The sequence below is a fragment of the Streptomyces sp. JHA26 genome, from assembly GCF_002005565.1.
Taxonomy (GTDB): domain Bacteria; phylum Actinomycetota; class Actinomycetes; order Streptomycetales; family Streptomycetaceae; genus Streptomyces.
In genome coordinates this window covers 57,546-81,755 of record NZ_BDJC01000028.1, presented here as the reverse complement: position 1 = coordinate 81,755, position 24,210 = coordinate 57,546, and the positions used below count along the sequence as shown (strand labels likewise).

The following is a 24,210-nucleotide window of genomic DNA, read 5'->3' as shown; positions in this document are numbered from 1 at the left end:
TCACCCCGCTCCGGCGTCCGCACCACCGGCCGCGGTGCCCGCGGGCTCGGCCGGGCCGGGCTCGACGAAGCTGTACGGCGGCAGCGGTCCGTTGACCCGCACCTCCAGGTGCGGCATCTCCGCGCGGACCCGCTCCACGGCGGCCAGGAACTCCTCGGCCTCGTCCCGCTTCACCAGGAACGACACGTTGGCGAGCCATCCGGTGGACTCGGGGCCCACGCTGACGTCGTCGGCGGCCGGCTCCAGGGCGCGCCGCACCGCCTCGCCGTCCTGCGACTCCTTGTCCTTGACGGCGGCGGCGACCATCTCGCCGAGCCGGATCTTGTCCTCGTAACTCCCGCCGCCGGACTTCCGGTTCGCCTCCGCGAGGGCGCGGATCTGCGGGTTCTCGGCCATCACGTGGTGCAGTACGGCTTCCTCGACGTGATTGGCCTTGACGTTGTACTCGACCCGGTCGTCCAGGGCCCGCAGGCGTTCCCGGTAGTGCTCGGCGCGCTCCGCGAGGACACCGGTGACCGCGCTGTCGTCCGGGGCGACGCTGCCGAACCGCATGGGCAGCACACAGCCCTCCGCGCCCGCCTCGCTGAGCACGCTCTGGTGGGCGAGCAGTTCCCTGCGCTTGGGGCGCAGGTCCTCGGGGGCGTCGCTGACGACCGCCGCCAGGTCGCCCTCCGTGAGGATCCGCACCTCGCCCGGCGGGTTGCCGACACCCGTCAGCCCTTCCGGGAGCGGGGGGTGGGACGCGGCGGTGATGCCGTAGACGTACGTGCTCACTCCTGCTCCTCCTTACGGCGCGACACGGGCTTGCGGGCACGGGGACGGGAGGCCGTCTCCCGCTCGGAGCCGCTCTCGTCGCGGCCCTGCTTGAACGCGTCCGAGATGGTTTCGGCGGCGCCGGACAGCGCCCCCTTGGACTTGCCGCGGGCTCCGGACTCGGTCATCTCCCCGACCAGGTCGGGCAGGCCCGGGTTCTTGCGCGGTCCGGCCTCCAGGTCGAGCCGGTTGCACGCCTCGGCGAAGCGCAGGTAGGTGTCGACACTGGCGACGACGACGCGGACGTCGATCTTGAGGATCTCGATGCCGACCAGGGAGACGCGCACGAATGCGTCGATGACGAGCCCCCTGTCCAGTACGAGCTCGAGAACGTCGTAGAGGCCGCTGCTGCCGCCTCCGCCGCCGGTCTGCTGTGCCGGTACGACAGTCATTCCGGATGTCCTCCATCCATGGTGTGGTGTGTGTCCGTACGGACGCGTTTCAGCGTCCGCCGGAGCCGCGCGCGTCGGCCCGCCCGCGCTCGTAGCGCCTGACCCGCCGGTAGCCGGTGAGCTGCCCGTCCGGGTCGAGTTCCACCAGGTAGCTGCCCATCAGGCTCATCGTGTCGGGCACCCGCTCCAGCTCGAGGACCTCGACCTCCAACGACCAGCCGTCCTCCGTCTGCTCGAAGGACGACACGGACTCCGCGGTCATTCCGGTGAGCTCCGCGAGTTGGGTACGCGCCTCGCGCAGGACCTCCATCGGCCGCGGCCGACGCGCCTTCGGTTCCTGTGGTGTTTCCTGTGAGTCCTGTGAACCCTGTGAGTCCTGGGACTTCCGAGAGTTCCGTGATGTGCGTGAAGTCTCTTGTGCGGTCTGTGATTCGGACGTGTTGTTCGTGTTCGACATGGCCACCTCTCCTCCCCGTGTGGCCGCAAGTGTGTTCGCCAAACCTCCACGAGCGCATGCATGTGCCGCGCGTGCGCGCAACCGCGGCGGCGGGCGGTCCGGCCGACGAGGTGCTCAGCCGCGCAGGGCCTCCAGCCGGCGCCGGGCGGGCCCCAGCGCCCGGGGGCGGCTCATGATCCCGTCCCAGGGCCGGGCGCGTGCCTGCTCGACGGCGTTCGCGACCGTCCAGCGGCGGGCGTGCAGGCCGGGGTCGTCCAGCTGGTCCCAGGACAGGGGGGTGGCCACCGGCGCGCCGGGCAGGGCGCGGACGGTGAAGGGCGCCACCGCGGTCTGCGCGTAGGCGTTGCGCTGGATGTCGAGGTAGAGGCGGTCCCCCCGGTCCTTCTTGCGGGCGGCGGTGGTGAGGCGGTCCGGATGGGCCGCGGCCAGGACGTCGGCGACGTCCCGCGCGAACTCCCGCACCTCGTCGAAGTCCTGCCGGGGCTCGAGGGGAACGACCACGTGCAGGCCGCGGGAGCCGGTGGTCATCGGGGCCGAGGGGAGCTTCAGCTCGTCGAGCAGTTCGCCCAGCAGCCCGGCCGCCTCACGGACCCGGGGGAAGTCGTCGCCGGCCGGGTCGAGGTCGAAGACCATCAGGTCCGGCCGGTCGGCCCGCCCGGACCGCGACAGCCAGCGGTGCAGGGTGAGGGCGGCCTGGTCGGCGAGGTACAGGAGGGTGGCGGTGTCGTCGCAGACGGTGTGGCGGACGGTGCCGCCCTCCTTGACCACCTCGGTGCGGGAGATCCAGTCCGGGTAGTGCTCCGGGGTGTTCTTCTGCATGAACCGGGGGCCGTCCACGCCGTCCGGGTGCCGCTCCAGCATGAGCGGGCGACCCCGCAGGTGCGGCAGCATGAACGGCGCGACGGCCCGGTGGTAGTCGACGAGGTCGCCCTTGGTGTACTCCTCGCCGCCGTTCCCGTCCCGGCCGTTCCCGGCGGGGAACAGCACCTTGCCGGGCCGGTGGACCTCCACGGTGCGCCGGCCGGCCCGGACGGTCCGTACGGCGTCCTGGCTCACGCGACGACCGCCTCCCCCACCAGCAGCCGGCCGGCCGCCGCGATGGAGTCGGCGTCGATGCCCGCCGCGCGCAACTGCTCGTCCGGGGACGCCGAGCCGGGCATCGTCCGTACGGCGAGCCGGACCAGACGCGGGACCGGGCGCCCGTCGGTGAACGCGTCGAGGACCGCGTCGCCGATGCCGCCCTCCTCCCGGTGGTCCTCCACGGACAGCAGGCAGCCGGTCTCCTCGGCGGCCGTCCGCAGGGTCTCCCGGTCCACGGGCTTGACCGAGTACAGGTCGATCACCCGGACCGCGATGTCCTCCCCGGCGAGGGCGTCGGCCGCGGCCAGCGCCTCGTGCACGGTGTCGCCCGCCGCGACGACGGTCAGCCGGTCGCGGTCCGAGGAGCGCAGCACCTTGCTGCCGCCGACGGGGAACTCCTCGTCGGGTCCGTAGATCACCTTGCTCTCGCCGCGGGAGGTGCGCAGGTAGCGGATGCCCTCCAGGCCCGCCATCTCGGCGACGAGGCGGGCGGTCTGGTTGGCGTCGCACGGGCAGAGCACGGTGGAGCCGTGGATCGCCCGCATCATGGCCAGGTCCTCCAGGCCCATCTGGCTGGGCCCGTCCTGGCCGATGGCGACGCCCGAGTGGGAGCCGACGAGGTTGAGGCCGGAGCCGCTGATCGCGGCCATGCGGACGAAGTCGTGGGCACGGGTGAGGAAGGCCGCGAACGTCGTGGCGTACGGCACCCAGCCGCGCGCCGCCATGCCGACGGCGGCGGCGACCATCTGCTGCTCGGCGATGTAGCACTCGAAGTAGCGCTCGGGGTGCTTCTCGGCGAAGAACTCGGCGCGGGTGGAGTCGCCGACCTCGCCGTCGAGGGCGACGACGTCGCCGCGGGCGGTGCCGAGCGCGGCCAGCGCCTCGCCGAAGGCGTTGCGGGTGGCCAGCTCGTCGCCGATCTCGTACCGCGGCAGTTCGAGCTGCCCGGAGCCGGCCGAGTGCAGGGCCCGCGCGGACGGCGGCTCGTGCACCCGGACGGTGAGGTCGCGGGGGCCGCCGAGTTCGGCGATCGCCTCGTCGGCGTCCGGCACCGGCTTCCCGTGCCGGCCCTCGCGGTCCTCGACGGCCTCGACGCCCTTGCCCTTGAGGGTGCGGGCGATGATCGCGGTGGGCCGGCCCGTGGTGGACAGGGCCTCGCCGTAGGCGCGGTCGACGGCGTCGACGTCGTGGCCGTCGATCTCGATCGTGTGCCAGTCGAAGGCGCGGAAGCGGCGGGCGTAGGCGTCGAGGTCGTGGCCGTGCCGGGTGGGACCGCGCTGGCCGAGCCGGTTGACGTCCACGATCACGGTGAGGTTGTCGAGGCGCTCGTACCCGGCGTGCTCGGCGGCCTCCCACACCGATCCCTCGGCCATCTCGCTGTCGCCGCACAGCACCCACACCCGGTAGTCGGCGTGGTCCAGCCGCTTGCCGGCCAGGGCGATGCCGACGCCGACGGGCAGGCCCTGACCGAGCGAGCCGGTGGCCGTCTCGACCCACGGCAGCCGCTGTGGCGTGGGGTGCCCTTCCAGGCGGCTGCCCAGCTTGCGGAAGGTGAGCAGTTCCTCGTCGTCGATGGCGCCGACCGCCTTGTAGGCGGAGTACAGCAGGGGCGAGGCGTGGCCCTTGGAGAGGACGAAGCGGTCGTTGCCGGGGTGGTCGGGGTGCTGGAAGTCGTAGCGGAGGTGGTGGGCGAACAGGACCGCCATCAGGTCCGCGGCGGACATCGAGGACGTGGGGTGCCCGGAGCCCGCGGCGGCGGAGGCGCGCACGCTGTCGACGCGCAACTGCTGTCCGAGTTCGACGAGTTCACCGGTGTTCATGAGTCTCCTTCGTGGGGTCCGTCGGTGCGCCTGACCGGGCCGGGGGCGATGCCGGGGCCGGGCGGCGGCTGGTCGGCCGGCGGTTCGGGTCCGGGGTCGGGAGGGCTGCCGGCGGAACGGGACGGGGCGGACGTGCCAGCGGACGGCGGCGCGGCCGGCGCGTCGACGGGGCGGCTCCTCACCGGTTCGCCGCCGGGCTGCCGCTTCGCCGGTTCACCTCCGGGTTGCTGCTTCGCCGGTTCACCTCCGGGTTGCTGCTTCGCCGGTTCGCCGCCGGGCCGCTTCCTCGTCGGCCGGCCTGCCGCGGGGTCGTCGCGTGGTGCGTCCGGTGCGGGGCCGGCGTCCGGTCGGGCCGGGCCCTCCCGGCGCCCGGAGCCGGTCTCCGGGCCGCCCGCCCCCGGAGGCGCCGCCCCCGCCGGGACCCGTGCCAGCTCGGGGGACGCCGATTCCAGGGGGACCGACCAGGACCGCACGAGGCCCAGCTGCACGGCCTGCCGGGGCAGCACCGCGTCCAGCAGCCAGTCCGCCGCGACCCGCACGCGGTTGCCCGGCATCGCAGCGAGGTGGTAGCCGCGGGTGACCGCGCCCGCCACCGGGCCGGACAGCGGGACGCCGAACGGGTTGGCGGCGGCCTGGGTGCCGCCGAGGTCCACGACGAAGCCCAGGTCGCGGTGGCGGTAGGTCCGCCGCTCGTCGCCGATGCCGAGCGACGCGGCGACGTTGTGGGCGCAGACCTTGCCGTGCCGCCAGGCGTGCTGCGCGGTCATCGGCGTGTACGCGCCGGGGTTGTCGAGGTCGGGCACCGCCGCCGCGTCGCCGCACGCGAACAGCTCGGGGCGTCCCGGCACCTGGAGGTGGGGGTCGACCAGCAGCCGGCCGTGCTCCAGGGGCAGCCCGAGGGACTCCACGAGCGGGTCGGGCCGCACGCCCACGCACCACACCACCGTGCGGGTGCCGACGGTCGTGCCGTCGGTCAGCACGACCCCCTCGTGGGTGGCCTCCTTCACCGACGTGCCCATCCGTACGTCGACGCCCCGCTGCCGCAGCACCCGCTCGGCGGTGCGGGAGAGCCGTTCGTCCAGCTCGGGCAGGACCCGCGGCGCGACGTCCAGCAGCATCCAGCGGGGCCGCATGCCGGTGCGCATCGGGTGCCGGCGGACCTGGGCGTCGGTGTACATCTGGCCGTGCGCGGCGACCTCGGTGCCGGTGTATCCGGCGCCGACCACGACGAAGGTGCACCGGGCGGCGCACTCCGCGCGGTCCCGGGCCGCGGTGGCCAGCTCCACCTGCCGGGTCACGTGGTCGCGCAGGTACAGCGCCTCGGGCAGACCGCGGAAGCCGTGGGCGTGCTCGGCGACGCCGGGGATCGGCAGCAGCTTGTTGACGCTGCCCGCGGCGAGCACCAGCCGGTCGAAGGGCAGGGTGCCCTCCTCGCCCTCCGGGCCGGTGTAGTGCACGGTGTGTCCGTCGAGGTCGACGGCGTCGGCCTCGCCGAGGACCAGCCGGACGCGCGGCAGGGTCCCCGACAGGGAGACGCTGACCCGGCGCGGTTCGAGGATGCCGGCGGCGACCTGCGGCAGCAGGGGCAGGTAGAGGAAGTAGTCGGTCGGGTTCAGCAGGGTGATGTGGGCCTGGTGCCGGGTGAGCCGGGACAGGGTGCGGGCCGTCCGGTACCCGGCGAAGCCGGCGCCGACGATCACGATGCGGGGTCGGCTCACGGTTCGCCTCCGGGCTGTCGCGTACCTCGTGAGCTTCCCGCGTCCCCTCGGCCAGGGGCCCCAAACGTCCGGGCGGGGCCCGCGCCGCCGGTTTCCGGACCGGCGCCCGGGTAACTCGGGCCGGGACCCACCCGCCCCGTGTCCTGGAGGCAGCCCATGCCCGAGTACGGCTATTTCCTCTCGTGCGAGCAGTACGGTCCCGCCGAGTTGATCGAGCAGGCGCGGATGGCCGAGCAGGCCGGCTTCCAGGCGCTGTGGATCTCCGACCACTACCACCCGTGGAACGACGCGCAGGGACAGAGCCCGTTCGTGTGGTCCGTGATCGGCGCCCTGGCGGAGGCCGTGTCCCTGCCGATCGAGACGGCGGTGACCTGTCCGACCGTGCGCATCCATCCGGCGGTGGTGGCCCAGGCGGCGGCGACCAGCGCGGTGATGACCGAGGGCCGCTTCCGGCTGGGCGTCGGCAGCGGAGAGGCGCTGAACGAGCACATCTTCGGCGACGCCTGGCCGGCCGCGCACGTGCGCCTGGAGATGCTGGAGGAGGCCATCCTGATCATCCGGCGGCTGCTGTCCGGCGAGGAGGTCAACCACCACGGCACGCACTACACGGTGGAGAACGCCCGCCTGTACACGGTCCCCGACGAGCCCGTCCCGATCGACGTCTCCGGCTTCGGTCCGGCGGCGACGGCGCTGGCGTCCCGGGTGGGCGACGGCTACATCACGATGATGCCGGACGCCTCGATGGTGGAGCAGTACCGCAAGGGCGGGGGCGGCGGCAAGCTGGTCAGCGGCGGCACGAAGGTCTGCTACGACACCGACCGGGACGCGGCGGTGCGGACCGTGCACCGGCTGTGGGCCAACGAGCTGCTGCCGGGCGAGCTGGGCCAGGTGCTGCCCTCGCCGAAGCACTTCGAGCAGGCGCAGACGCTGGTCACCGAGGACATGGTGCGCGAGAACCGGGTGTGCGGCGAGGACGTGGACGAGCACGTCGCGGAGCTGAAGAAGTTCGCCGACGCCGGATTCGACCGCGTCTACGTCAACCAGATCGGCCCCGACCTGCGCGGCTTCTTCGACTTCTACCGTACGAAGGTGCTGCCGCAGCTCCAGGAGGGCAGCTGACCCGCGGCTCCCCGTACGCGCGACGACCGCGCCCCGCGGCCCATGGGCCCCGCGCCCGTCAGCCGCCAACTAGGCTCGTCCGTATGGAGATTCTGGGAGCCACACTGCGTATCTGCGTCGACGATCTGGACAGGGCGATCCCCTTCTACGAAGGCCTGGCCGGCGGCCCGGCGCAGCGCTTCGAGCGCGGTGGCGTCCAGGTCGCCGCGATCGGCTGCTTCCTGCTGATGAGCGGCCCCGAGTCCCAGCTCGAGGTGTTGCGCAAGGTGGCGGCGACGATCGCCGTGACGGACGTCGAGGAGACCCACCGGGTCCTGGCCGGGCTGGGCGCGGACATCATCGCGGGCCCGGTGCCCACGCCCGCGGGCCGCAACCTGATCGCCCGTCACCCGGACGGGGCGGTGTACGAGTACGTGGACCGGCGCGCCTAGGACCGGTCGGGCGGCGGGGTCGTCCCCCGCCCGGCCGCATCCGGAAGCCGTGGCGGGCCGGGAGCGGCGCGCCGGCCCTCGGCGGGCGGCGTCCGTACCTCGCGTCGGATCGTCGTCACGCTTCCCCGTGGGAGCCGCTCGCCGGCGCGGTGAGCAAGGGCGGTGAGCAGGAGCGGTGCCGACCGCGTTCGCGGGACGTGACTCACGTTTATTCGCTGGGGGCCGTGCCGGGGACCGCATACAGTCGGTCGGTCGGCGTACGTGACGGAGGAGCAGAGCGTGAGCGAGCGGCACACCTACCGGGTGATCGTCCGGGGCACCTGGGAGGACCTGACCGAAGAGACCCGTGCCCGGTTGCTCGCCGAGGCGGCCGACCACGGGATGGCGAGCATGCGGTTCACCGAGGAGGGCTCGCTGTCGTACGAGCCGTCGCCGCTGAAGCACTTCTCGATGCGGTTCGTCGTGGTGTCGGACGCGGCGGACGGCGAGGAGATGGCGGGCGCGATCGCCGAGGACCGGGCGGAGACGGTGCTGCGCGGGCTCGGCTACGGGTTCGGCGGCCTGAGGTCGACGGTGACGGACCTGGACACCATGAAGATCAACCGGAAGACACGTCCTCGGCGGTGATCGCCCAGCGCTGGTGGTCGCGCCAGGCCCCGTCGATGTGGAGCATCCTCGGCGAGAAGCCCTCCAGGCGGAACCCGCAGGCGCGGGCCAGCGCGATCGAGGCGGCGTTGCCCGGCTGCACGTTGATCTCCAGGCGGTGCAGCCGCAGCGGCCCGAACGCGTACCGTACGACGAGGTCCAGGCCCTCACGCATCAGGCCCCGGCCCGCCGCGTGCGCGAAGGCGCCGTAGCCGAGGGCTCCGCTGAGGAAGCCGCCGTGGACGATGTTGTTGATGTTGATGAATCCGGCGATGCCCCCGCCGTCCTTCTCGCACACCAGGAACCCGGCCTTGGTCGGGTCCTCGATGAGCCGGGTCGCGTAGGCGGCGTACGCCGCGGCGCTGTCCGGCGGGAAGAGCCACGGATGGTGCAGGTCCTTGCTCTCCCGCACCCGGGCGGTGAACTCGGCGCCGTCGTCGTACGTGAAGTGCCGTATGCCCACGCGGGGGCCCTCGGCGAGGTGGCGGGAGGCGGTGTGCGGCATCCCGCCACTCTACGGCGGTCCGGGGCGAGGTGCCCGGTCAGCGCAGCGCCGGCTCGTCCAGCGTCAAGGTGCCCGCGTCCGCGTCGAGTTCCGCAGCCGCTCCGAAGGGGATCGTCAGCGCCCCCGCGCAGTGCCCGAAGCCGAAGCCGTCGACGACCGGCACGCCGAGGCCGCCGAGCCGGTCGGCCAGCAGCGGGCGCAGCGGCTCGGCGGGTTCGCACTGCTCCCACGACCCGAGCAGCACCCCGGCGACGCCGTCGAGCCATCCGGCGCGCAGCAGCTGGGTGAGGTAGCGGTCGATGCGGTACGGCTCCTCCCCCACGTCCTCCAGGCACAGCAGCCCGCCGCGGGCGGAGGGCCGGGCGTGCGGGGTGCCCAGCTCGGCGGCGAGCAGGGCGAGGCAGCCGCCGAGGGTGACGCCCCGGGCGCGGCCGGGCACCATCGGCGTGCTGCCGCCGGAGGCGATGACGCGGACCGTCTCCGGGGCGAACAGGGTGGCTTTCAGGTGGTCCTGCGCCCGCGCGTTCTTGAGGAAGTCGACGCCCGCGGCCATCGGCCCGTGCAGGGTGACCAGGCCCAGCCGGCGGGCGAACGCCTCGTGCAGTGCGGTGATGTCGCTGAAGCCGACGAACACCTTCGGGCCGGCCGCGCGCATCGCCTCCCAGTCGAGCAGGTCGATCATGCGCTGGACGCCGTACCCGCCGCGGGCGCACAGCACGGCGTCCACGGCGGGGTCGCACCAGGCCGCCTGGAGGTCGGCGGCGCGATCGGCGTCGGCGCCGGCGAGGTAGTCGAAGGTGGCGTGCCGGTCCAGGACGTGCGGCGCCACGACGGGGTCGAGGTCCCAGCCGCGCAGGACGTCGAGGCCGGCCTGCAGCCGCTCCTCGGGCACCGGTCCACTGGGTGCGACGACGGCGACGCGGGCGCCCGGTCCGAGCCGGGCGGGACGCAGCAGGGACTTCACTCGGTCAGCTCCAGGGTCGGGATGCCGGGCACGTCCAGGCCGAAGGCCTGGGCGTAGAGGGAGAGTTCGGACTCCAGGGCGCGCACCATGGTCTCCGCGCGGCGGAAGCCGTGTCCCTCGCCCTCGAAGGCGATGTAGGCGTGCGGCACCCCGCGCCCCGCGATGCGGGCGAGGAACCGCTCGCACTGGACGGGCGGGCAGATCACGTCGTCCAGGCCCTGGAGCAGCAGGAACGGTGCCCTGACGCGGTCGGCGTGCTCGACGGGCGACCGTTCGGTGTAGCGGTCGGGCACCTCGGCGAGGGGCCCGATCAGGCTCTCCAGGTACTGCGACTCGAAGTCGTGGGTCTCCCCCGTGCCCCAGCCGGTCAGGTCGAGGATCGGGTAGACGACCGTGCCGCAGGCGTAGACGTCGGTGGCGGTGAGCGACGCGGCCGCCGTCCAGCCGCCCGCGCTGCCACCGCGTACGGCGAGCCGTGCGCGGTCCGCGGTGCCCTCGTCGGCGAGGGCCAGGGCGACGGCCGCGCAGTCCTCGACGTCGACGACGCCCCACTGCCCGCGCAGCCGGTTGCGGTACTCCCGGCCGTGCCCCGTCGAGCCGCCGTAGTCGACCTCCGCGACGCCGATGCCGCGCGAGGTGAAGTAGGCGATCTCCAGGTCCAGGACCAGGGGCGACCGGCTGGTGGGGCCGCCGTGCGCCCAGATCACGTACGGCGGCAGTTCGCCGTCGGGGGCGGCGCAGTCGGGGTGGCGCGGCGGGTGGACGTGTGCGTGGATGTCGCGTCCGCCGGGGCCGGTGAAGGTGCGGACCTGCGGTTCGGGGTAGTGGGCGGGGTCCACGGCGTCGTGGTGCGGGGCGCCGATCACGCGGGCCCGGCCGGTGCGCGTGTCCAGCTCCACCACCTCGTAGCCGCTGCGCGGGCCGGCGCCGACGGACACCACGCGCTCGCCGTGGGCGGCGAGGGTGGCCGCGAACTCGGTCCAGGGTCCGGCCACGTCGACGACCTCGCCGGTCTCCGGGTCGAGTATGCCGAGGGCGGCGGCGCCGCGACCGTGCACGACGGCGATCAGGCCGTTGTCCAGCGGGGCGAACCAGCGCTGCCCGAGCTTCCACAGCGGCCCGCCGAACTCCTCCTCGCGGGTGCACAGTGGCCGCCCGTCGCGGTACAGGTTCCACCAGCCGGTGCGGTCGGAGGCGTACAGCAGGGCGCCGTCGGGGGCCCAGTCGGCCTGGACGATCGACTCCTCGGGGCCGCCGGCGACGGTCCGGGCGTCCCGGAAGGTGCCCTCGGGGCCGATGTCGGCGACGATCAGCTCGGTGCCGTCCCACGGCATGCGTGGGTGGTCCCAGGCGAGCCAGGCGGCGCGTCGCCCGTCGGGCGAGACGCGCGGCCCGGTGACGAACCGGTGCCGTTCACCGGTGAGTTCACGCACCGCGTCCCGGTCGCCGGCCGCCGATCCGTCCAGCGGCACCGCCACCGGGACGCGACGCACGTCGCTCGGCCCGTCGCCGGTGAACTCCTCCAGCACGCACCACACCTCGCCGCGTTCCGGGCGCAGGTCGGGCTCGGCCCAGCGCAGCCCGCCGCCCACCGGGGAGACGGGCGTCAGCGGACGCGGCTCGGCGCCGCCCGGCTCCCAGGCGTACAGCCGCTGGTCGGCGAAGTCCACGAAGACCACCAGCGGCCCCGCGTCGGTCATGAGCGCGGCCCAGGGCCGGCCGCCGTACTCGATGACGCGGCTGCGCACGTTCCACGGCGCGGGCAGCACCGGCTCCTCGGTGCCGTCCGGGTGCCGTCGGACCAGGGTGCGTCGGCCGCCCTCGGCGGGTCTGGGCGCGGTCCACCACACCTCGTCGCCGACGAAACCCACGTCCTCGGGCCGCCCGTCGTGTGCGGCGGCGAGCGCCGCGTCGATCGGCGAGGGCCACGATCCGTACGCCAGGGTCTGCACCGACTTCCTCCCCACCTTCTTCTCTCCAGAGCCTTGTCGAGCGGGTGTACTAGGCCGTGCGCAGGAACCGGTCGAGGACGCGGACACCGAAGTGCAGCGCCTCGACGGGGACGCGTTCGTCGACGCCGTGGAAGAGGGCCTGGTAGTCGAAGCCCTCCGGCAGCTTCAGCGGCGCGAACCCGTAGCCGGTGATGCCGAGCCGCGAGAACTGCTTGGCGTCCGTGCCGCCGGACATGCAGTACGGCACGACGTGCCCCTCGGGGGCGAACTCCTCGACGGCGGCGCGCATCCCCGCGAACGTCGGCGAGTCCACCGGTGCCTGGAGGGCGACCTCCCGGTGGGCGAACTCCCAGTCCACGTCCGGACCGGTGAGCCGGTCGAGGGTGGCGCGGAACTCGTCCTCCCAGCCGTACAGGAAACGCCCGTCGACGTAGGCCACGGCCTGGCCGGGGATGACGTTGACCTTGTAACCGGCGTCCAGCATCGTCGGGTTGCTGCTGTTGCGGACGGTCGCCTCGACCAGGGTGGCGGCCGGTCCGAGCTTGTCCAGCAGGACGTCGACGTCGCGGAGGCCGGTGTCGATGCCGTACAGGGCGGCGAGTTCGGTGAGGGCGGCGCCGACGGTCGGGGTCAGGCGCAGCGGCCACTTGTGCTCGCCGATCCGGGTGATCGCCGCCGCGAGCCGGGTCACGGCGTTCTCCCGGTTCACCTTGGAGCCGTGTCCGGCGCGTCCGCGTGCGGTGAGCTTCAGCCAGCCGGTGCCGCGCTCTCCCGCCGCGATCGGGTAGATCTCCCGGCCGGAGCCGTCGTGGAAGGTGAACGCCCCGGACTCGCTGATGCCTTCGGTGCAGCCCTCGAACAGCGCGGCGTGCCGGTCGGCGAGGAAGCCGGAGCCGTCCTCGGCGCTGGCCTCCTCGTCGGCGGTGAACGCGATCACGATGTCCCGCCGCGGCCGTACGCCCCGCCGGGCCCAGTCGCGCGCGACGGCGAGGATCATCGCGTCCATGTTCTTCATGTCGACCGCGCCGCGCCCCCAGACGACGCCGTCGCGGATCTCCCCGGAGAACGGGTCGACGCTCCAGTCGGCGGCCTCGGCGGGCACCACGTCCAGGTGGCCGTGGACGAGCAGCGCGTCGGCGGACGGGTCGGTGCCCTCGATCCGGGCGACGACGTTGGTCCGGCCCTCGGTGCGCTCCAGGAGCGTGGGCTCGATCCCGGCCTCGGCGAGCCGCTCGGCGGCGTACTCGGCGGCAGGGCGTTCCCGGCAGTCGCCGCCGCCCCGGTTGGTGGTGTCGATCCGGATGAGGTCGGAGGTGAACCGGACGACCTCGTCCAGCGCCCGCGCGTCCGTGCCCTCGGATCCGCTCCCGGACTGCTCAGCCATACTGCTCCTCCACCGCGGACGAGACGATCGTGGTGACCGCCTTGAAGGTGCGGATCGTCTCGAACATCGTGTCGTGGGTGTACGCCACCTTGCGCTCCCCGACGCGGGCCACGCCCGGCACGACGGTCGCGGCGTCCGCCAGGTGCTCGGCGTCGAACTCGACGGCGACGGTGAACGGGCCGCCGTTCACCGGCTCGTGCCGCACCGCGAGCGTCACCGCCTTCTCGGCCGCGGCCCGGATGTCGGCGGCGGTCCTGGCGGGGGTGCGGCACACGGCCGCGTACCGTGAGACGTGGTCCTTGACCGCGACCTTCAGCGCCCCGGGCGCGTAGCCGAGCGCGTCCTCGCAGGCCACGTCGTCCCCGGTGACCAGCACGACGGGCACCCCGTACTCGGCGACGACGTGGGCGTTGAGCAGGCCCTCGCTGGCCCGTACGTCGTTCAGCCACACGCCGGTGATCTGGTTGGCGAGGTAGGTGTGCGCGAGGACGCCCTCCATGCCGGCGCCGGCGTGGTAGCCGATGAAGGCGATGCCGTCGACGTCCCCGTGCTGCACGCCCTCGACCATGGAGAGGGCCTTGTGCCGGCCGGTGAGCATCTCGGTCCGCTCGTCGAGCCGCTCCAGGAGCAGGTTGCGCATGCTCCAGTGCGCCTCGTTGACGAGCACCTCGTCGGCGCCGCCGTCGAAGAAGCCCTGCACGGCGGCGTTCACGTCGGAGGTGAACATCGACCGGCACCGCTCCCACTGCGGGGTCCCCGGCAGCACGTCGGCCGGCCAGGTGACGCCGGTGGCGCCCTCCATGTCGGCGCTGATCAGGATTTTCACGAAGCGTGGTCCGTTCGCAGGTCAGGGGCGTGCCGCAGAGCGGCGTGGATCTTCATGCCCCGAAACCGTACGCGCTGCCGGGCCGCCTCGGCCAGGCCTGTGGACAACTGTCGGTGGTCCGGACCACTGAACTCACCCCGTAGGGCCCACGGGCGACCTCTTCCGTCCGGTCGCCCCGGTGGGCCGGCACGGGACCGCACCCGTGGGTCGTCGCCGGGCGGGCCACGTCACGCCCCGCGCCGGCGCTGCCCGTGGGTGTCAGTCCTCGTGCCCGAGCTGGAGGTCGCGTTCGGTGCGGCCGCCGCCCGCCACCTGGAGCACGGTGGCGACGGGCGGGTAGCCCGCGGCGATGACGGTGTACTCGCCGGACGACAGGTCGACGAAGCGGAAGGTGCCGTCGGGGCCGGTGGTCAGCGTGTCCACGACGTTCCCGGCCGCGTCGAGGAGCGTCACCCTGGCGTCCTCCACGGCCCGTCCGCCGCTGGCCCGCACGGTGCCCCGCAGGACGGCCCCGCCGGCCAGTTCGACGTCCTGCCGGGTCTCGCGGGCGGCCTGGACGCTGACCGGCAGGGCGGCCGGGCGGAAGGCGGGCGCGCTGGCGGCGAGGGTGTACTCGCCGGCGACCAGCTCGGTGATGACGTAACCGCCCTCGCGGGCGCTGCGGGTGGTGGCCACGACCTCGCCGTGGACGTTGGTGAGGGTGACGATCGCGTCCCGGACGGGGCTGCCGTCGGCGGTGACGACACAGCCGGCCAGGCGCCCGGCGCCGCCGAGGACCACGTCCAGCTCGACCGGCCGCTCGCCCACGGTCACGGAGACTGCCTGCGGCTGGTGGCCGCCGGCGGCGGCGATCAGGACGTACGACCCGGAGCCGGGCGTGGCCAGCGCGTACCGCCCGTCGTCGCCGCTGGCGCCGCGGCCGATCTGCTGGCCGCCGACGTCGATGAGGGTGAGCGCGGCGCGGGGCACCACGGTGCCGTCGGGGTGCTGCACCGTGCCGCAGACGGGGATGCCGGCGGTGTACGGCGAGCGGGCCTGGGGGACCTGGGCGGTGGGCTGGGTGGTCTCGGGCTCGGTGACGGGGGCGTTGTGGGACACCAGTGGTTTCTCCTTGAGGAAGAAGGCGATGAGCAGGCCGAGGACGAGGACCGGCACCAGGTACAGGAAGATGCGCGGCATGGCGTCGGCGTACGCCTCGATGTAGGCGTCGCGCAGCGCCGGGGGCAGGGTGCGGACGAGCTGCGGGGTGATGGACTCGGCGTCGGGCAGGCCGGTGCCCGCGCCGGCGGGCACGCGGTCGGCCAGGGCGTCGGTGAGCCGACCGGCGAAGAGCGTGCCGAAGACCGCGGCGCCGACGCTGCCGCCGATCTGCCGGAAGTAGTTGTTGGCGCTGGTGGCGGTGCCGAGGTCGGTGGGGCGCACGGAGTTCTGCACGGCGAGGACCAGGACCGGCATCACCATGCCGATGCCGGCGCCGAGGACGGCCATCCAGACGCTGTAGTGCGACCGGGGCGTGTCGGCGTCGAGGCGGGAGAGCAGCCACATGCCGAGGACGGACAGGACGCCGCCGAGGACCGGGTAGACCTTGTAGCGGCCGGTGCGGCTGATGAGCTGCCCGGAGACGATCGAGGCGCCGACGATGCCGCCCATCATGGGGAGCATCAGCAGGCCGGACTCGGTGGCGGTGGCGCCGTCGACCATCTGCAGGAAGGTCGGCAGGTAGCTGGCGGCACCGAACAGGGCGACGCCGACGACGAGGCCGACCAGCGCGGTGACGTTGAAGACGGAGTCCCGGAACAGCCGCAGCGGGATCAGCGGTTCGGGCGCGAAGCGCTCGGCGACCAGGAAGAGGACGGCCGTCGCGACCGCGCCGGCGGCCAGGCCGAGGATGACCTCCGAGTCCCACGCGTACTCGGTGCCGCCCCAGCTGGTGAGCAGTACCAGGCAGGTGGAGGCGGCGGCGAGCAGCAGGGCGCCGAGGAAGTCCAGGCGGGGCTTGACGCGGGGCCTGGGCAGTTTCAGGACGACGGCGACGACGGCCATGGTGACCAGGCCGAAGGGCACGTTGACGTAGAAGCACCAGCGCCAGGAGAGGTGGTCGGTGAAGTAACCGCCCAGCAGGGGTCCGGCGACCGAGGCGAGTCCGAAGGCGGCGCCGATCAGGCCCATGAACCGGCCGCGCTCCCTGGGCGGCACGATGTCGGCGATGATCGCCTGCACGCCGATCATCAGGCCGCCGGCGCCGACCCCCTGCACGGCGCGGAAGGCGATCAGCTGGTCCATGGTCTGCGCGCGCCCGGCGAGGGCCGAGCCGACGACGAAGACCAGGATGGCGAACTGGAAGACGCCCTTGCGGCCGAAGAGGTCGCCGAGCTTGCCGTAGATCGGCAGTCCGACGGTGGAGGTGAGCAGATAGGCGGTGATCGCCCAGGACATCTTGTCCAGGCCGTGCAGCTCGCCGACGATCTTCGGCAGCGCGGTGGCGACGATCATCTGCTCCAGCGCGGCGAGCAGCAGCGCCAGCATCAGTCCGACGAAGACCAGCCGTACCCGGCGCGGGCTGAGCCCGTCCTCCCGCTCCGGCTCGGGAGTGGGGGCCTCGAGGGCCTCCGGGGGTGGTGCGGTGACCGGTTCGTCCTGCACCAGAGTGATCCCGCCCACGTCCCGCTCCCCTCGTCGCACCTGCTCACTTTTGCCGCCGGAGGCGACAACTACGAGCAAGTGCGACAAGTTACGGCGTACGACGCGATCAGCCGAGGATCACTCGAACCGGTGAGACCGCCAACACCCTTATTCGAAGGGCCTGTTGACTACTTCTCCACCTCGGCGGCGAGCTTGGCGAGCATCGCGTCGTAGATCCGGGCGAGCCCCTTGGGCGCGAAGGTCCTCTCGAAGAAGCCGCCGATGCCGCCGGCGCCCTTCCAGGTGCTGGTGACCACGACCCGGGACCTGCCCTCGCCGGCCGGGGTGACCCGCCAGGTGGTGACCATGGAGGAGTTGCGGTCCTTCTCGACGAGCTCGCCGTCGTTCGGCTCAGCGACTTCCAGCAGGCAGTCGCGGACGCGCTTGCTGGTGGCCTGGAGCTTCCAGTGGACGAGGGTGCCCTCGCCGTCACCGCCCTCGCGGACCTCGTACTCGCTGAAGTGCTCGGGGAGCAGCTTCTCGCGCGTGCCGCTGTAGTCGGCGAGAGCGTCGAACACCGTCTCCGCGTCCGCGGCGACGATCCGCTCCGTCGTGGCCTCGACCTGCGCCATCGGGTTCCTCCAGGGCTGGTTCTCGGGATCGGGGCAAGCCAACCACCCCGCTGCCCGGCCACCAAATCGGGGGGCGCGAACCGGCCCCGCGCGACTCGTCCGCACGATCAAGGGAACAAGTGTTCTATTCTGTGCGGAGTGCTACCGAGGAGGCGTCATGCGCTGGGAGAACCTCACGGACTCCGACCACGCCCGGGTCGCGGACCCGGCCCTGTTCGGCGCGGACGCGGTGGTCACCCGCACCTTCGACACGCCCGAGTTCCACGGCATCACCTTCCACGAGGTGAGGGCCCGTTCGATCCTCAACCGGGTGCCGGGCGCCTCGCGGATGCCGTTCGAATGGACGGTGAACCCGTACCGGGGCTGCTCGCACGCGTGCGTCTACTGCTTCGCGCGCAAGACGCACAGCTACCTGGACCTCGACACGGGCCTCGGCTTCGACTCGCAGATCGTCGTCAAGGTGAACGCCCCCGACCTGCTGCGCCGTCAGCTGGCCTCCCGCCGCTGGCAGGGCGAGCACGTGGCGATGGGCACCAACGTCGACTGCTACCAGCGCGCCGAGGGCCGCTACCGCCTGATGCCGGGCATCATCGAGGCCCTCACGGAACGCGCGAACCCCTTCTCGGTCCTCACCAAGGGCACGCTGATCCTGCGCGACCTGGACCTGCTGACCCGGGCGGCACGCGTCACGGACGTCGGCATCTCCGTCTCGGTCGGCTTCACCGACGCCGACCTGTGGCGCACGGTGGAGCCGGGCACACCCGCACCGGAACGCCGGCTGGACGTCGTCCGGACCCTGACCGAGCACGGCATCGACTGCGGGGTGCTGATGGCGCCGGTCGTCCCCTTCCTCGGCGACGAACCGGCGCAGCTGCGCGCCACGGTCCGCGCCGTCGCCGCGTCCGGCGCCACCTCGGTCACCCCCCTGGTCCTCCATCTGCGCCCGGGCGCACGGGAGTGGTTCATGACCTGGCTCGGGCGGCACCACCCGCACCTGGTGCGCCGCTACGAACGCCTGTACGCCGAGGGCGCCTACGCCCCGAAGTGGTACCAGCGCCGCATCACCGGCCAGGTGCACGCCCTCGCCCAGGAGTACGGCATCGGTCCGACGCGTCCGGGGATGCCGCGCCGGATCCAGGGGGCGGAGCACGCGGGCACGCCTGCTGCGACGGAGCCCGTCCAGCTGTCGTTCATGTGAGGGGCATGTGAGGGGAACGGACGCGGCCGCGCCCTCGGGCCCGAGCCCCTCTCCCTCGTGAGCGCACACCGAACGGACCGCCCGCGCACCGGGTCCCGACCGGACCGGACGACGCCACGTTCCACCGGCGTGCGCGGCCCGGCCCCGTCGAGCGCGCTGGTCCGCACCCCGGGCTCCGGCGTCGGCAGGAGGACCGGTACCGGTACCGGGACGCCCGGCGCGCACCCTCCGCGCATCGGCCGACGTCGTCGTGTGGGCGGGATCGGAGATCGAGGCCCGCGACAGGCGTCCCGGCCGACGTGCCGGCCTCTCTCAGCGACAGCGCGCCCGGCCCACCGCCGCGGCCACCGTCAAGGGCACGGTCAGGAGCGCCGCCAGCCAGAACAAGGAGCGGTACTCGTGCGCCTGAGCCGTGGAGGCCGCCAGCCCGCCGGCCACCGCGCTGCCCACGTACAGGGCGACACCGAACATGGCCACGCCCGTTGCACGGGCCGCCGGGGACAGCGTCGTCGCCCAGGACTGGATCGTGGAGTGCATGAAGGACCAGCCGCCTCCGAGGAGCAGGGCGACCACGACGAGCGCCCCGGTGGACTGGCTGTAGCCGGCGAGCAGGTACGCCCCGGCCATCTGCACCCCGCCGGCCACGATCAGGCCGGCCGGGGGCCACCGGCCGACGAGCCGCTTCACCACCTGGGCCGCGGCCATGGAGCCGACCCCGTAGAGGGCCGCGACCGCGCCGGCCGAGGTGGGGGGAACTCCCCGTGCCTCCAGAGCCGGGGCCAGGTAGGTGAGGAAGCCGAGGAGCACCGCCCCCTCCAGCATCGCCACGGCCATGACGTACCACTGCCACGGCGACGACAGGACCACGCGGAAGGGCGCCAGCAGCGATCCGCAGGGGGCGCGTTCGGGCTCGGGCAGGCGGCGCAGGGCCACCACCAGGCAGGCGGCGAGGAGACCTGGCAGCGCGAACACCAGTCGCCATGTGAGGTAGTGCGCCAGCGCCCCGGCGACGACCGTGGCCACGGCGGTGCCCAGCGCGAAGGCGGTCATCAGCTCGCTGAGGGGGCGCTGCCGGATCTCGGGGGGCACCGTGTCGCCCACGTACGTCAGGGAGGCGGCGATGGAGGCGGCGAAGAAGGCGCCGGCCGAGGCGCGGGCTCCGATCAGCACGGAGGCGTCGGGAGCGAGGGCCGAGGCCGACGCGGCCAGGGCCGCGCCGGTCAGCGAGATCCGCATCACCCGTACGCGGCCCCAGCGGTCGCCGGCCACCCCCCACACCGGCTGCATCAGTCCGTACGCGAGGTAGTAGCCGCTCGCGGCCAGCACCACGGTGGGCAGCGGGACCCCGAGCCCAGGGCCTATGAGGACCAGCATGGGCGCGATGCAGAAGCGGTCGAAGTTGCTGACGAATCCGGCGGCGCGCAACAGCCGCAAGGAGGACGCGGGCAGGGTTGCCGCCGGTACCGGCGCTGTGGTGGTCACGGGGTGGGCGCTTCCTTCCGGGAGGGTCCGACGAGAGCGGGTGGCCGAGGGGACCGGTTCCGGGCGGACGCGGTCCGTCATCAGTCCAGCACCGGGCCCCGCCGGACGGGGTGCGCCGGCTATTACCCTCACTCACAGCCTGCCGGTTCGGCATCGCGCCCGCTGACGGCAGCATCACAGGAGGGCGCCCGCGTTCGGGCGGACGCCCGTCGCCCGAGGGGAGCATGATGACGCGCGGCGGGCTGTCGCCCTCGGACAGGTGCGCACCGGCCCTTGCGGACCGTGGTTCCTCGGCGGCCGGGGCCGGCCGAGGGCGGGGTGGCCGGTGACCGCCGCGCCCCTGCCGCCGGGCGAGTCCCCCCGCCATGAACTGGGGGCCTTCCTGCGGTCCCGCCGTGAACGGCTGACGCCGAAGGACATGGGCCTGGCGGACGCCCCGGGCCGCCGGACCCCGGGGCTGCGGCGGGCCGAGGTCGCGCAGCTCGCGGGCGTCAGCGTCTCCTGGTACACGTGGCTCGAACAGGGCCGGGTACGCACCTCGGAGCAAGTGCTGCGCGCGGTGTCGCGGGTTCTTCGGCTGGACACCGCGGAAACCGCACACGTCCTGTCGTTCGTGGAGGAGAGCGGGCCACCCGCCGACGTCCCCACCTGGGTGTCGCGCAACCTGCTCACTCTGGTGCAGTCCATGGCGCCGCACCCGGCCGTGGTGCTCGACCCGCACTGGGACCTGCTGGCGTGGAACGCCGGGTACGCGGCGTTGCTGACCGATCCGGCGCGGCTGCGCCCCAAGCAGCGCAACCTCCTCTGGCTGGTGTTCCGCTGGCCGCCGGCGCGCACCCTGCTCCCCGACTGGGAGCGCGAGGCCCGCGCCCTGCTCGGCCAGTTCCGGGCCCGGGCCGCCCGCCGGCCGGACGATCCGCGGTTCGCCGAACTCATCGGCGAACTGCTGGCGGACGACGACGCGGCCCGTTGGTACGAGCGCCGGGAAACGGCCGGGTTCCATCCCTCGGTCCGCCGCTTCCACCACCCTGACGTGGGGGAACTACGCCTGCGGTACGTGAAGTTGGCCGCCGTGGACGAGCCCGGTCACCACTTCCTGGCCTACCTGCCCGACGACCGGGACTCCGAGGAGGCCCTGCGCCTGCTGCAGGCGAGCGGGTGAGCGGCGCAGGGGGTCGGGTCACGCCGGGCACCGTGGTCGTGGGGGCGACCGCGGCGGCGCCCGGCCTTGCCGCCGGCACGCCGTGGTGCCGCGGGAGCAGGTCGACGTCGGTCGTGCGGACGTCGAGCCGGACGAGGTGCGCGAGGGACGTGCCGGCCCCGGCGGGACGGACGCGGAGGTCCTGGCCCCGCAGTGGCTGCGCGTCCCCCGCGCGACCGCGCCGCCGCGGTCGCCGCCCCCTGCGGCACACGCGGCCTCCGGGGGCATTCGAGGGCATCCGGCGGCCCAATCGGGTCACGTACGGACGGAACGCGTTCCTCCGGGGGCGTTCCCCGGGACGATGCGGCGAGGACCGTGAGCCACGCGGACCGCGGCCTCTCCGTCAGCCTCTCCGTCCTGGGAGCCTCCATGAGACAACGCGCAGCCGTGCTGTGCGGCGCCGCCGTCCTCGCGGCCGGTGCCGTCACGGCCGTCCCCGCCGAGGCCGGTGCCCCGCTGCCCGCCCCCACCCCGCGGGCGACGGGGCTCACCTGGAAGAAGTGCGGCACGGACGACTACCCGGCCCTCCAGTGCGCGTCGCTCACGGTGCCGCTCGACCACGCCCGCCCGGACGGGAGGCGGATCACCCTGGCCCTGTCCCGCGTTCCGCACACGGCGAAGACGTACCAGGGGCCGTTGCTGGTCAACCCCGGCGGGCCCGGCGGCAGCGGTCTGACGCTCGCCGGGTTCGTGGCGTCGTCGCTGCCCAAGAAGGTGGCCGCCCAGTACGACGTCATCGGGTTCGACCCGAGGGGGGTCGGCAGGAGCGAGCCGGCCCTGGACTGCCGTCCGGGTCACTTCGCCGCGGTGCGCCCCGACACGCTGCCCACCTCACCGGCCGTCGAGCGGGCCAACCTCACCCGCGCCGAGTCCTTCGCGCGGGCCTGCGGCGCGAAGTACGCGGACGTCCTGCCCCACCTCGACACCGTCAGCGCCGCGCGGGACCTGGACGTGATCCGGCAGGCGCTGGGCGCGGAGAGGATCAACTACTTCGGTTACTCCTACGGCACCTACCTGGGCGCCGTCTACGCCAAGCTGCACCCGGAGCGGGTGCGGCGCCTGGTCCTGGACTCGGTCGTCGACCCGACCGACGTCTGGTACGACGCCAACCTCAACCAGGACCTCGCCTTCAATGACCGCCACCGCGCCTTCATGGCCTGGATCGCCACGTACGACTCGACGTACGGGCTCGGCACCGACCCGGAGCGGATCGAGGCCGCGTGGTACGGGATGCGGGCGGCGCTCGCGAAGAACCCGGCCGGGGGCAGGGTGGGCCCCGCGGAACTGGAGGACACCTTCCTGCCGGGCGGCTACTACAACGGCTACTGGCCCTACCTGGCGGAGGCGTTCGCGGCGTACGTCAACGACCGGAACGCCGCCCCGCTCGTCGAGGCGTACGAGGACTTCGGCGCCCCGGACGCCTCCGGCGACAACGGCTACAGCATCTACACCTCGGTGCAGTGCCGCGACGCCGACTGGCCGCGTGACTGGGACCGGTGGCGCGAGGACAACTGGGACGTGTACGAGAAGGCGCCGTTCATGACCTGGAACAACGCCTGGTACAACGCGCCGTGCGCCTTCTGGCCGACGGCCTCGCGGCAGGCGGTGGACGTCGCCAACCAGCAGCTGCCGCCCGCGCTCCTGTTCCAGGCGACGGGTGACGCGGCCACCCCGTACGAGGGAGGCGTCACGGTGCACCGGCTGCTGCGCGACTCCAGCCTGGTCGTCGAGCGGGGCGGCGGCAACCACGGCATCACGCTGAGCGGGAACGCCTGCCTGGACGAGCATCTGGCCGCCTACCTGGCCGACGGCACCGTGCCGCGCGGCGACGGCGAGGCCGACGCCGTGTGCGCGGCGCTGCCCGCCCCGGAGCCGCTGGACTCCAAGGCGGCGTCGACGTCCTCGCGCGGCTCCACGCTGCACGGCCTGCTCGGCTTCCGGGGGTGAGCGGTCCGGCGGGACAGGGCGCCGAGGGCGGCTGACGGGCCGTCGGGGCGTTGTCGGTGCCATGGTCCACCATGGAGGCATGAACGAGCTGACCCGGATCGCCGCCCCCGACGGCGTCGCGCCCGCCGCCCAGTACAGCCACGTCGTCCTCGGCACGGGGCGGTTCGTGGCCGTCTCCGGCCAGCTCGCGCTGGACGAGGAGGGCCGGATCGTCGGCGAGGGCGACGCGGCGGCCCAGGCCCGCCAGGTCTTCGAGAACCTGCGGCGCTGCCTGTCCGCGGCCGGTGCCGGCTTCGACGACGTGGTGAAGCTGACCTTCTTCGTCACGGACATGGCGCACCTGCCCGCGATCCGCGCGGCCCGCGCCGAGCACATACCCGACGACCGGCTGCCGGCCGCCTCGGCGGTGCAGGTCGCCTCGCTGGTGCGGCCGGAGTTCCTGATGGAGATCGAGGCGTTCGCGGTGGTCGCCCCGTGAGCGGGCCGCGCGTGCGGGAGATGACGCTCGCCGACTGCGACCGCGTCTCCGAGATCCGCGTGCGGGGCTGGCAGTCGGCGTACCGGGGACTGATGCCGCAGTCCCACCTCGACGGGCTCAGCGTCGCCGAGGACGCCGGGCGGCGCCGCGCCCTCTTCGCCCGGGCACCGGCCGGCCCGGTGAACCTGGTCGCGGAGGACGACGCCGGCGACCTCGTCGGCTGGGCCTGCCACGGACCGTACCGGGAGGGCGAACGGCGCACCGAGGACGCCGAGTTGTACGCGATCTACGTCGACTCCGGGCGTCTCGGCAGCGGTGTCGGACGGGCCCTGCTCGGTGAGTCGGTGCGCCGGTGCGCCGCCGCCGGGCACCCGCGGATGCTGCTGTGGGTGCTCGAGGGCAACGCCCGCGCCCGGCGTTTCTACGAGCGGGCCGGTTTCCGCGCCGACGGCGCCGTGGAGTCGTCCGACGTGGACGGCGTCGCGGTGCCCGAGGTGCGGTACGCCAGGCCGCTCACCGGCTGACGGCACGCACCGGCCGGCGG

The 24,210-nt window shown here is 73.7% G+C and carries 22 protein-coding genes and 1 pseudogene; 8 read left to right on the top strand and 15 right to left on the bottom strand.

Going from position 1 to position 24,210, the window contains the following annotated elements:
- The 6 genes from JHAT_RS18760 to JHAT_RS18735 all read right to left on the bottom strand — a co-directional run bounded on the left by JHAT_RS18760 (position 1) and on the right by JHAT_RS18735 (position 6,280).
- On the bottom strand, positions 1–774 hold the full coding sequence (locus JHAT_RS18760; protein WP_077799354.1) for a GvpL/GvpF family gas vesicle protein: 774 nt from the start codon (positions 772–774) through the stop codon (positions 1–3).
- On the bottom strand, positions 771–1,205 hold the full coding sequence (locus tag JHAT_RS18755; RefSeq protein ID WP_077799353.1) for a gas vesicle structural protein GvpA: 435 nt from the start codon (positions 1,203–1,205) through the stop codon (positions 771–773). The genes JHAT_RS18760 and JHAT_RS18755 overlap by 4 nt, the downstream gene beginning before the upstream one ends.
- Before the next feature lie 49 nt (positions 1,206–1,254).
- Positions 1,255–1,662, bottom strand: coding sequence for a gas vesicle protein (locus JHAT_RS18750; RefSeq protein WP_077799352.1), 408 nt, complete (start codon positions 1,660–1,662; stop codon positions 1,255–1,257).
- A 114-nt stretch (positions 1,663–1,776) separates the two neighbouring features.
- Positions 1,777–2,718, bottom strand: a complete 942-nt coding sequence (gene ligD, locus JHAT_RS18745; protein ID WP_077799351.1) for a non-homologous end-joining DNA ligase — start codon at positions 2,716–2,718, stop codon at positions 1,777–1,779.
- A complete protein-coding gene (locus JHAT_RS18740) occupies positions 2,715–4,562 on the bottom strand; it encodes a transketolase (RefSeq protein WP_077799350.1) in 1,848 nt (615 codons plus the stop codon). The genes ligD and JHAT_RS18740 overlap by 4 nt, the downstream gene beginning before the upstream one ends.
- A complete protein-coding gene (locus tag JHAT_RS18735; RefSeq protein ID WP_077799349.1) occupies positions 4,559–6,280 on the bottom strand; it encodes an NAD(P)/FAD-dependent oxidoreductase in 1,722 nt (573 codons plus the stop codon). Before JHAT_RS18735 ends, JHAT_RS18740 begins: the two co-directional genes overlap by 4 nt.
- Before the next feature lie 156 nt (positions 6,281–6,436).
- Here JHAT_RS18735 and JHAT_RS18730 point away from each other — a divergent pair, with 156 nt between their 5' ends.
- From JHAT_RS18730 to JHAT_RS18720, 3 genes are all read left to right on the top strand, one after another.
- Positions 6,437–7,399: an LLM class F420-dependent oxidoreductase gene (locus tag JHAT_RS18730; protein ID WP_077799348.1), complete on the top strand. Its 963-nt coding sequence runs from the start codon at positions 6,437–6,439 to the stop codon at positions 7,397–7,399.
- A gap of 83 nt (positions 7,400–7,482) precedes the next feature.
- Positions 7,483–7,830, top strand: a complete 348-nt coding sequence (locus JHAT_RS18725; protein WP_077799347.1) for a VOC family protein — start codon at positions 7,483–7,485, stop codon at positions 7,828–7,830.
- Positions 7,831–8,109: 279 nt separating this feature from the next.
- Positions 8,110–8,457 (top strand): DUF6204 family protein, encoded by a 348-nt coding sequence (locus tag JHAT_RS18720; protein ID WP_077799346.1) that lies wholly within the window; start codon positions 8,110–8,112, stop codon positions 8,455–8,457.
- On the opposite strand, the gene JHAT_RS18715 is transcribed toward JHAT_RS18720, so the two are convergent.
- From JHAT_RS18715 to JHAT_RS18685, 7 genes are all read right to left on the bottom strand, one after another.
- Positions 8,429–8,980, bottom strand: coding sequence for a GNAT family N-acetyltransferase (locus tag JHAT_RS18715; RefSeq protein WP_077799345.1), 552 nt, complete (start codon positions 8,978–8,980; stop codon positions 8,429–8,431). The genes JHAT_RS18720 and JHAT_RS18715 overlap by 29 nt on opposite strands.
- A 37-nt stretch (positions 8,981–9,017) precedes the next feature.
- Positions 9,018–9,944 carry an LD-carboxypeptidase gene (locus JHAT_RS18710; RefSeq protein WP_077799344.1) on the bottom strand — a complete coding sequence of 309 codons (927 nt, stop codon included), beginning with the start codon at positions 9,942–9,944 and terminating at the stop codon, positions 9,018–9,020.
- A complete protein-coding gene (locus JHAT_RS18705) occupies positions 9,941–11,896 on the bottom strand; it encodes a prolyl oligopeptidase family serine peptidase (RefSeq protein WP_375603572.1) in 1,956 nt (651 codons plus the stop codon). The genes JHAT_RS18710 and JHAT_RS18705 overlap by 4 nt, the downstream gene beginning before the upstream one ends.
- Before the next feature lie 49 nt (positions 11,897–11,945).
- Positions 11,946–13,280, bottom strand: coding sequence for a M20/M25/M40 family metallo-hydrolase (locus JHAT_RS18700; protein ID WP_077799342.1), 1,335 nt, complete (start codon positions 13,278–13,280; stop codon positions 11,946–11,948).
- Positions 13,273–14,106 (bottom strand): M55 family metallopeptidase, encoded by an 834-nt coding sequence (locus JHAT_RS18695; protein WP_077799341.1) that lies wholly within the window; start codon positions 14,104–14,106, stop codon positions 13,273–13,275. Before JHAT_RS18695 ends, JHAT_RS18700 begins: the two co-directional genes overlap by 8 nt.
- Before the next feature lie 258 nt (positions 14,107–14,364).
- Positions 14,365–16,767: an MFS transporter gene (locus JHAT_RS18690; RefSeq protein ID WP_077799340.1), complete on the bottom strand. Its 2,403-nt coding sequence runs from the start codon at positions 16,765–16,767 to the stop codon at positions 14,365–14,367.
- 149 nt (positions 16,768–16,916) lie between these two features.
- Positions 16,917–17,360, bottom strand: a complete 444-nt coding sequence (locus JHAT_RS18685) for an SRPBCC family protein (RefSeq protein WP_077799339.1) — start codon at positions 17,358–17,360, stop codon at positions 16,917–16,919.
- Between the two features lie 157 nt (positions 17,361–17,517).
- Here JHAT_RS18685 and JHAT_RS18680 point away from each other — a divergent pair, with 157 nt between their 5' ends.
- Positions 17,518–18,558: an Rv2578c family radical SAM protein gene (locus tag JHAT_RS18680; RefSeq protein WP_077799338.1), complete on the top strand. Its 1,041-nt coding sequence runs from the start codon at positions 17,518–17,520 to the stop codon at positions 18,556–18,558.
- A gap of 312 nt (positions 18,559–18,870) precedes the next feature.
- Here the strand turns inward: JHAT_RS18680 and JHAT_RS18675 are convergent, their stop codons facing one another.
- Complete coding sequence (locus tag JHAT_RS18675) at positions 18,871–20,040, bottom strand: MFS transporter (protein ID WP_253195542.1); 1,170 nt, start codon at positions 20,038–20,040, stop codon at positions 18,871–18,873.
- Positions 20,041–20,365: 325 nt separating this feature from the next.
- Here JHAT_RS18675 and JHAT_RS18670 point away from each other — a divergent pair, with 325 nt between their 5' ends.
- Positions 20,366–21,202 carry a helix-turn-helix transcriptional regulator gene (locus tag JHAT_RS18670; RefSeq protein ID WP_171990963.1) on the top strand — a complete coding sequence of 279 codons (837 nt, stop codon included), beginning with the start codon at positions 20,366–20,368 and terminating at the stop codon, positions 21,200–21,202.
- Between the two features lies 1 nt (position 21,203).
- Here JHAT_RS18670 and JHAT_RS35325 read toward each other — a convergent pair.
- Positions 21,204–21,359, bottom strand: a pseudogene (locus JHAT_RS35325) (RidA family protein); the annotation flags it as partial.
- A gap of 251 nt (positions 21,360–21,610) precedes the next feature.
- Between JHAT_RS35325 and JHAT_RS18660 the strand changes: the two are divergent.
- From JHAT_RS18660 to JHAT_RS18650, 3 genes are all read left to right on the top strand, one after another.
- Entirely contained in the window at positions 21,611–23,188 is a 1,578-nt protein-coding gene (locus JHAT_RS18660) for an alpha/beta hydrolase (RefSeq protein ID WP_077799376.1), read from the top strand.
- Positions 23,189–23,267: 79 nt separating this feature from the next.
- Entirely contained in the window at positions 23,268–23,666 is a 399-nt protein-coding gene (locus JHAT_RS18655) for a RidA family protein (RefSeq protein WP_077799335.1), read from the top strand.
- Positions 23,663–24,190: a GNAT family N-acetyltransferase gene (locus JHAT_RS18650; RefSeq protein WP_077799334.1), complete on the top strand. Its 528-nt coding sequence runs from the start codon at positions 23,663–23,665 to the stop codon at positions 24,188–24,190. Before JHAT_RS18655 ends, JHAT_RS18650 begins: the two co-directional genes overlap by 4 nt.
- Positions 24,191–24,210: the final 20 nt, after the last annotated feature.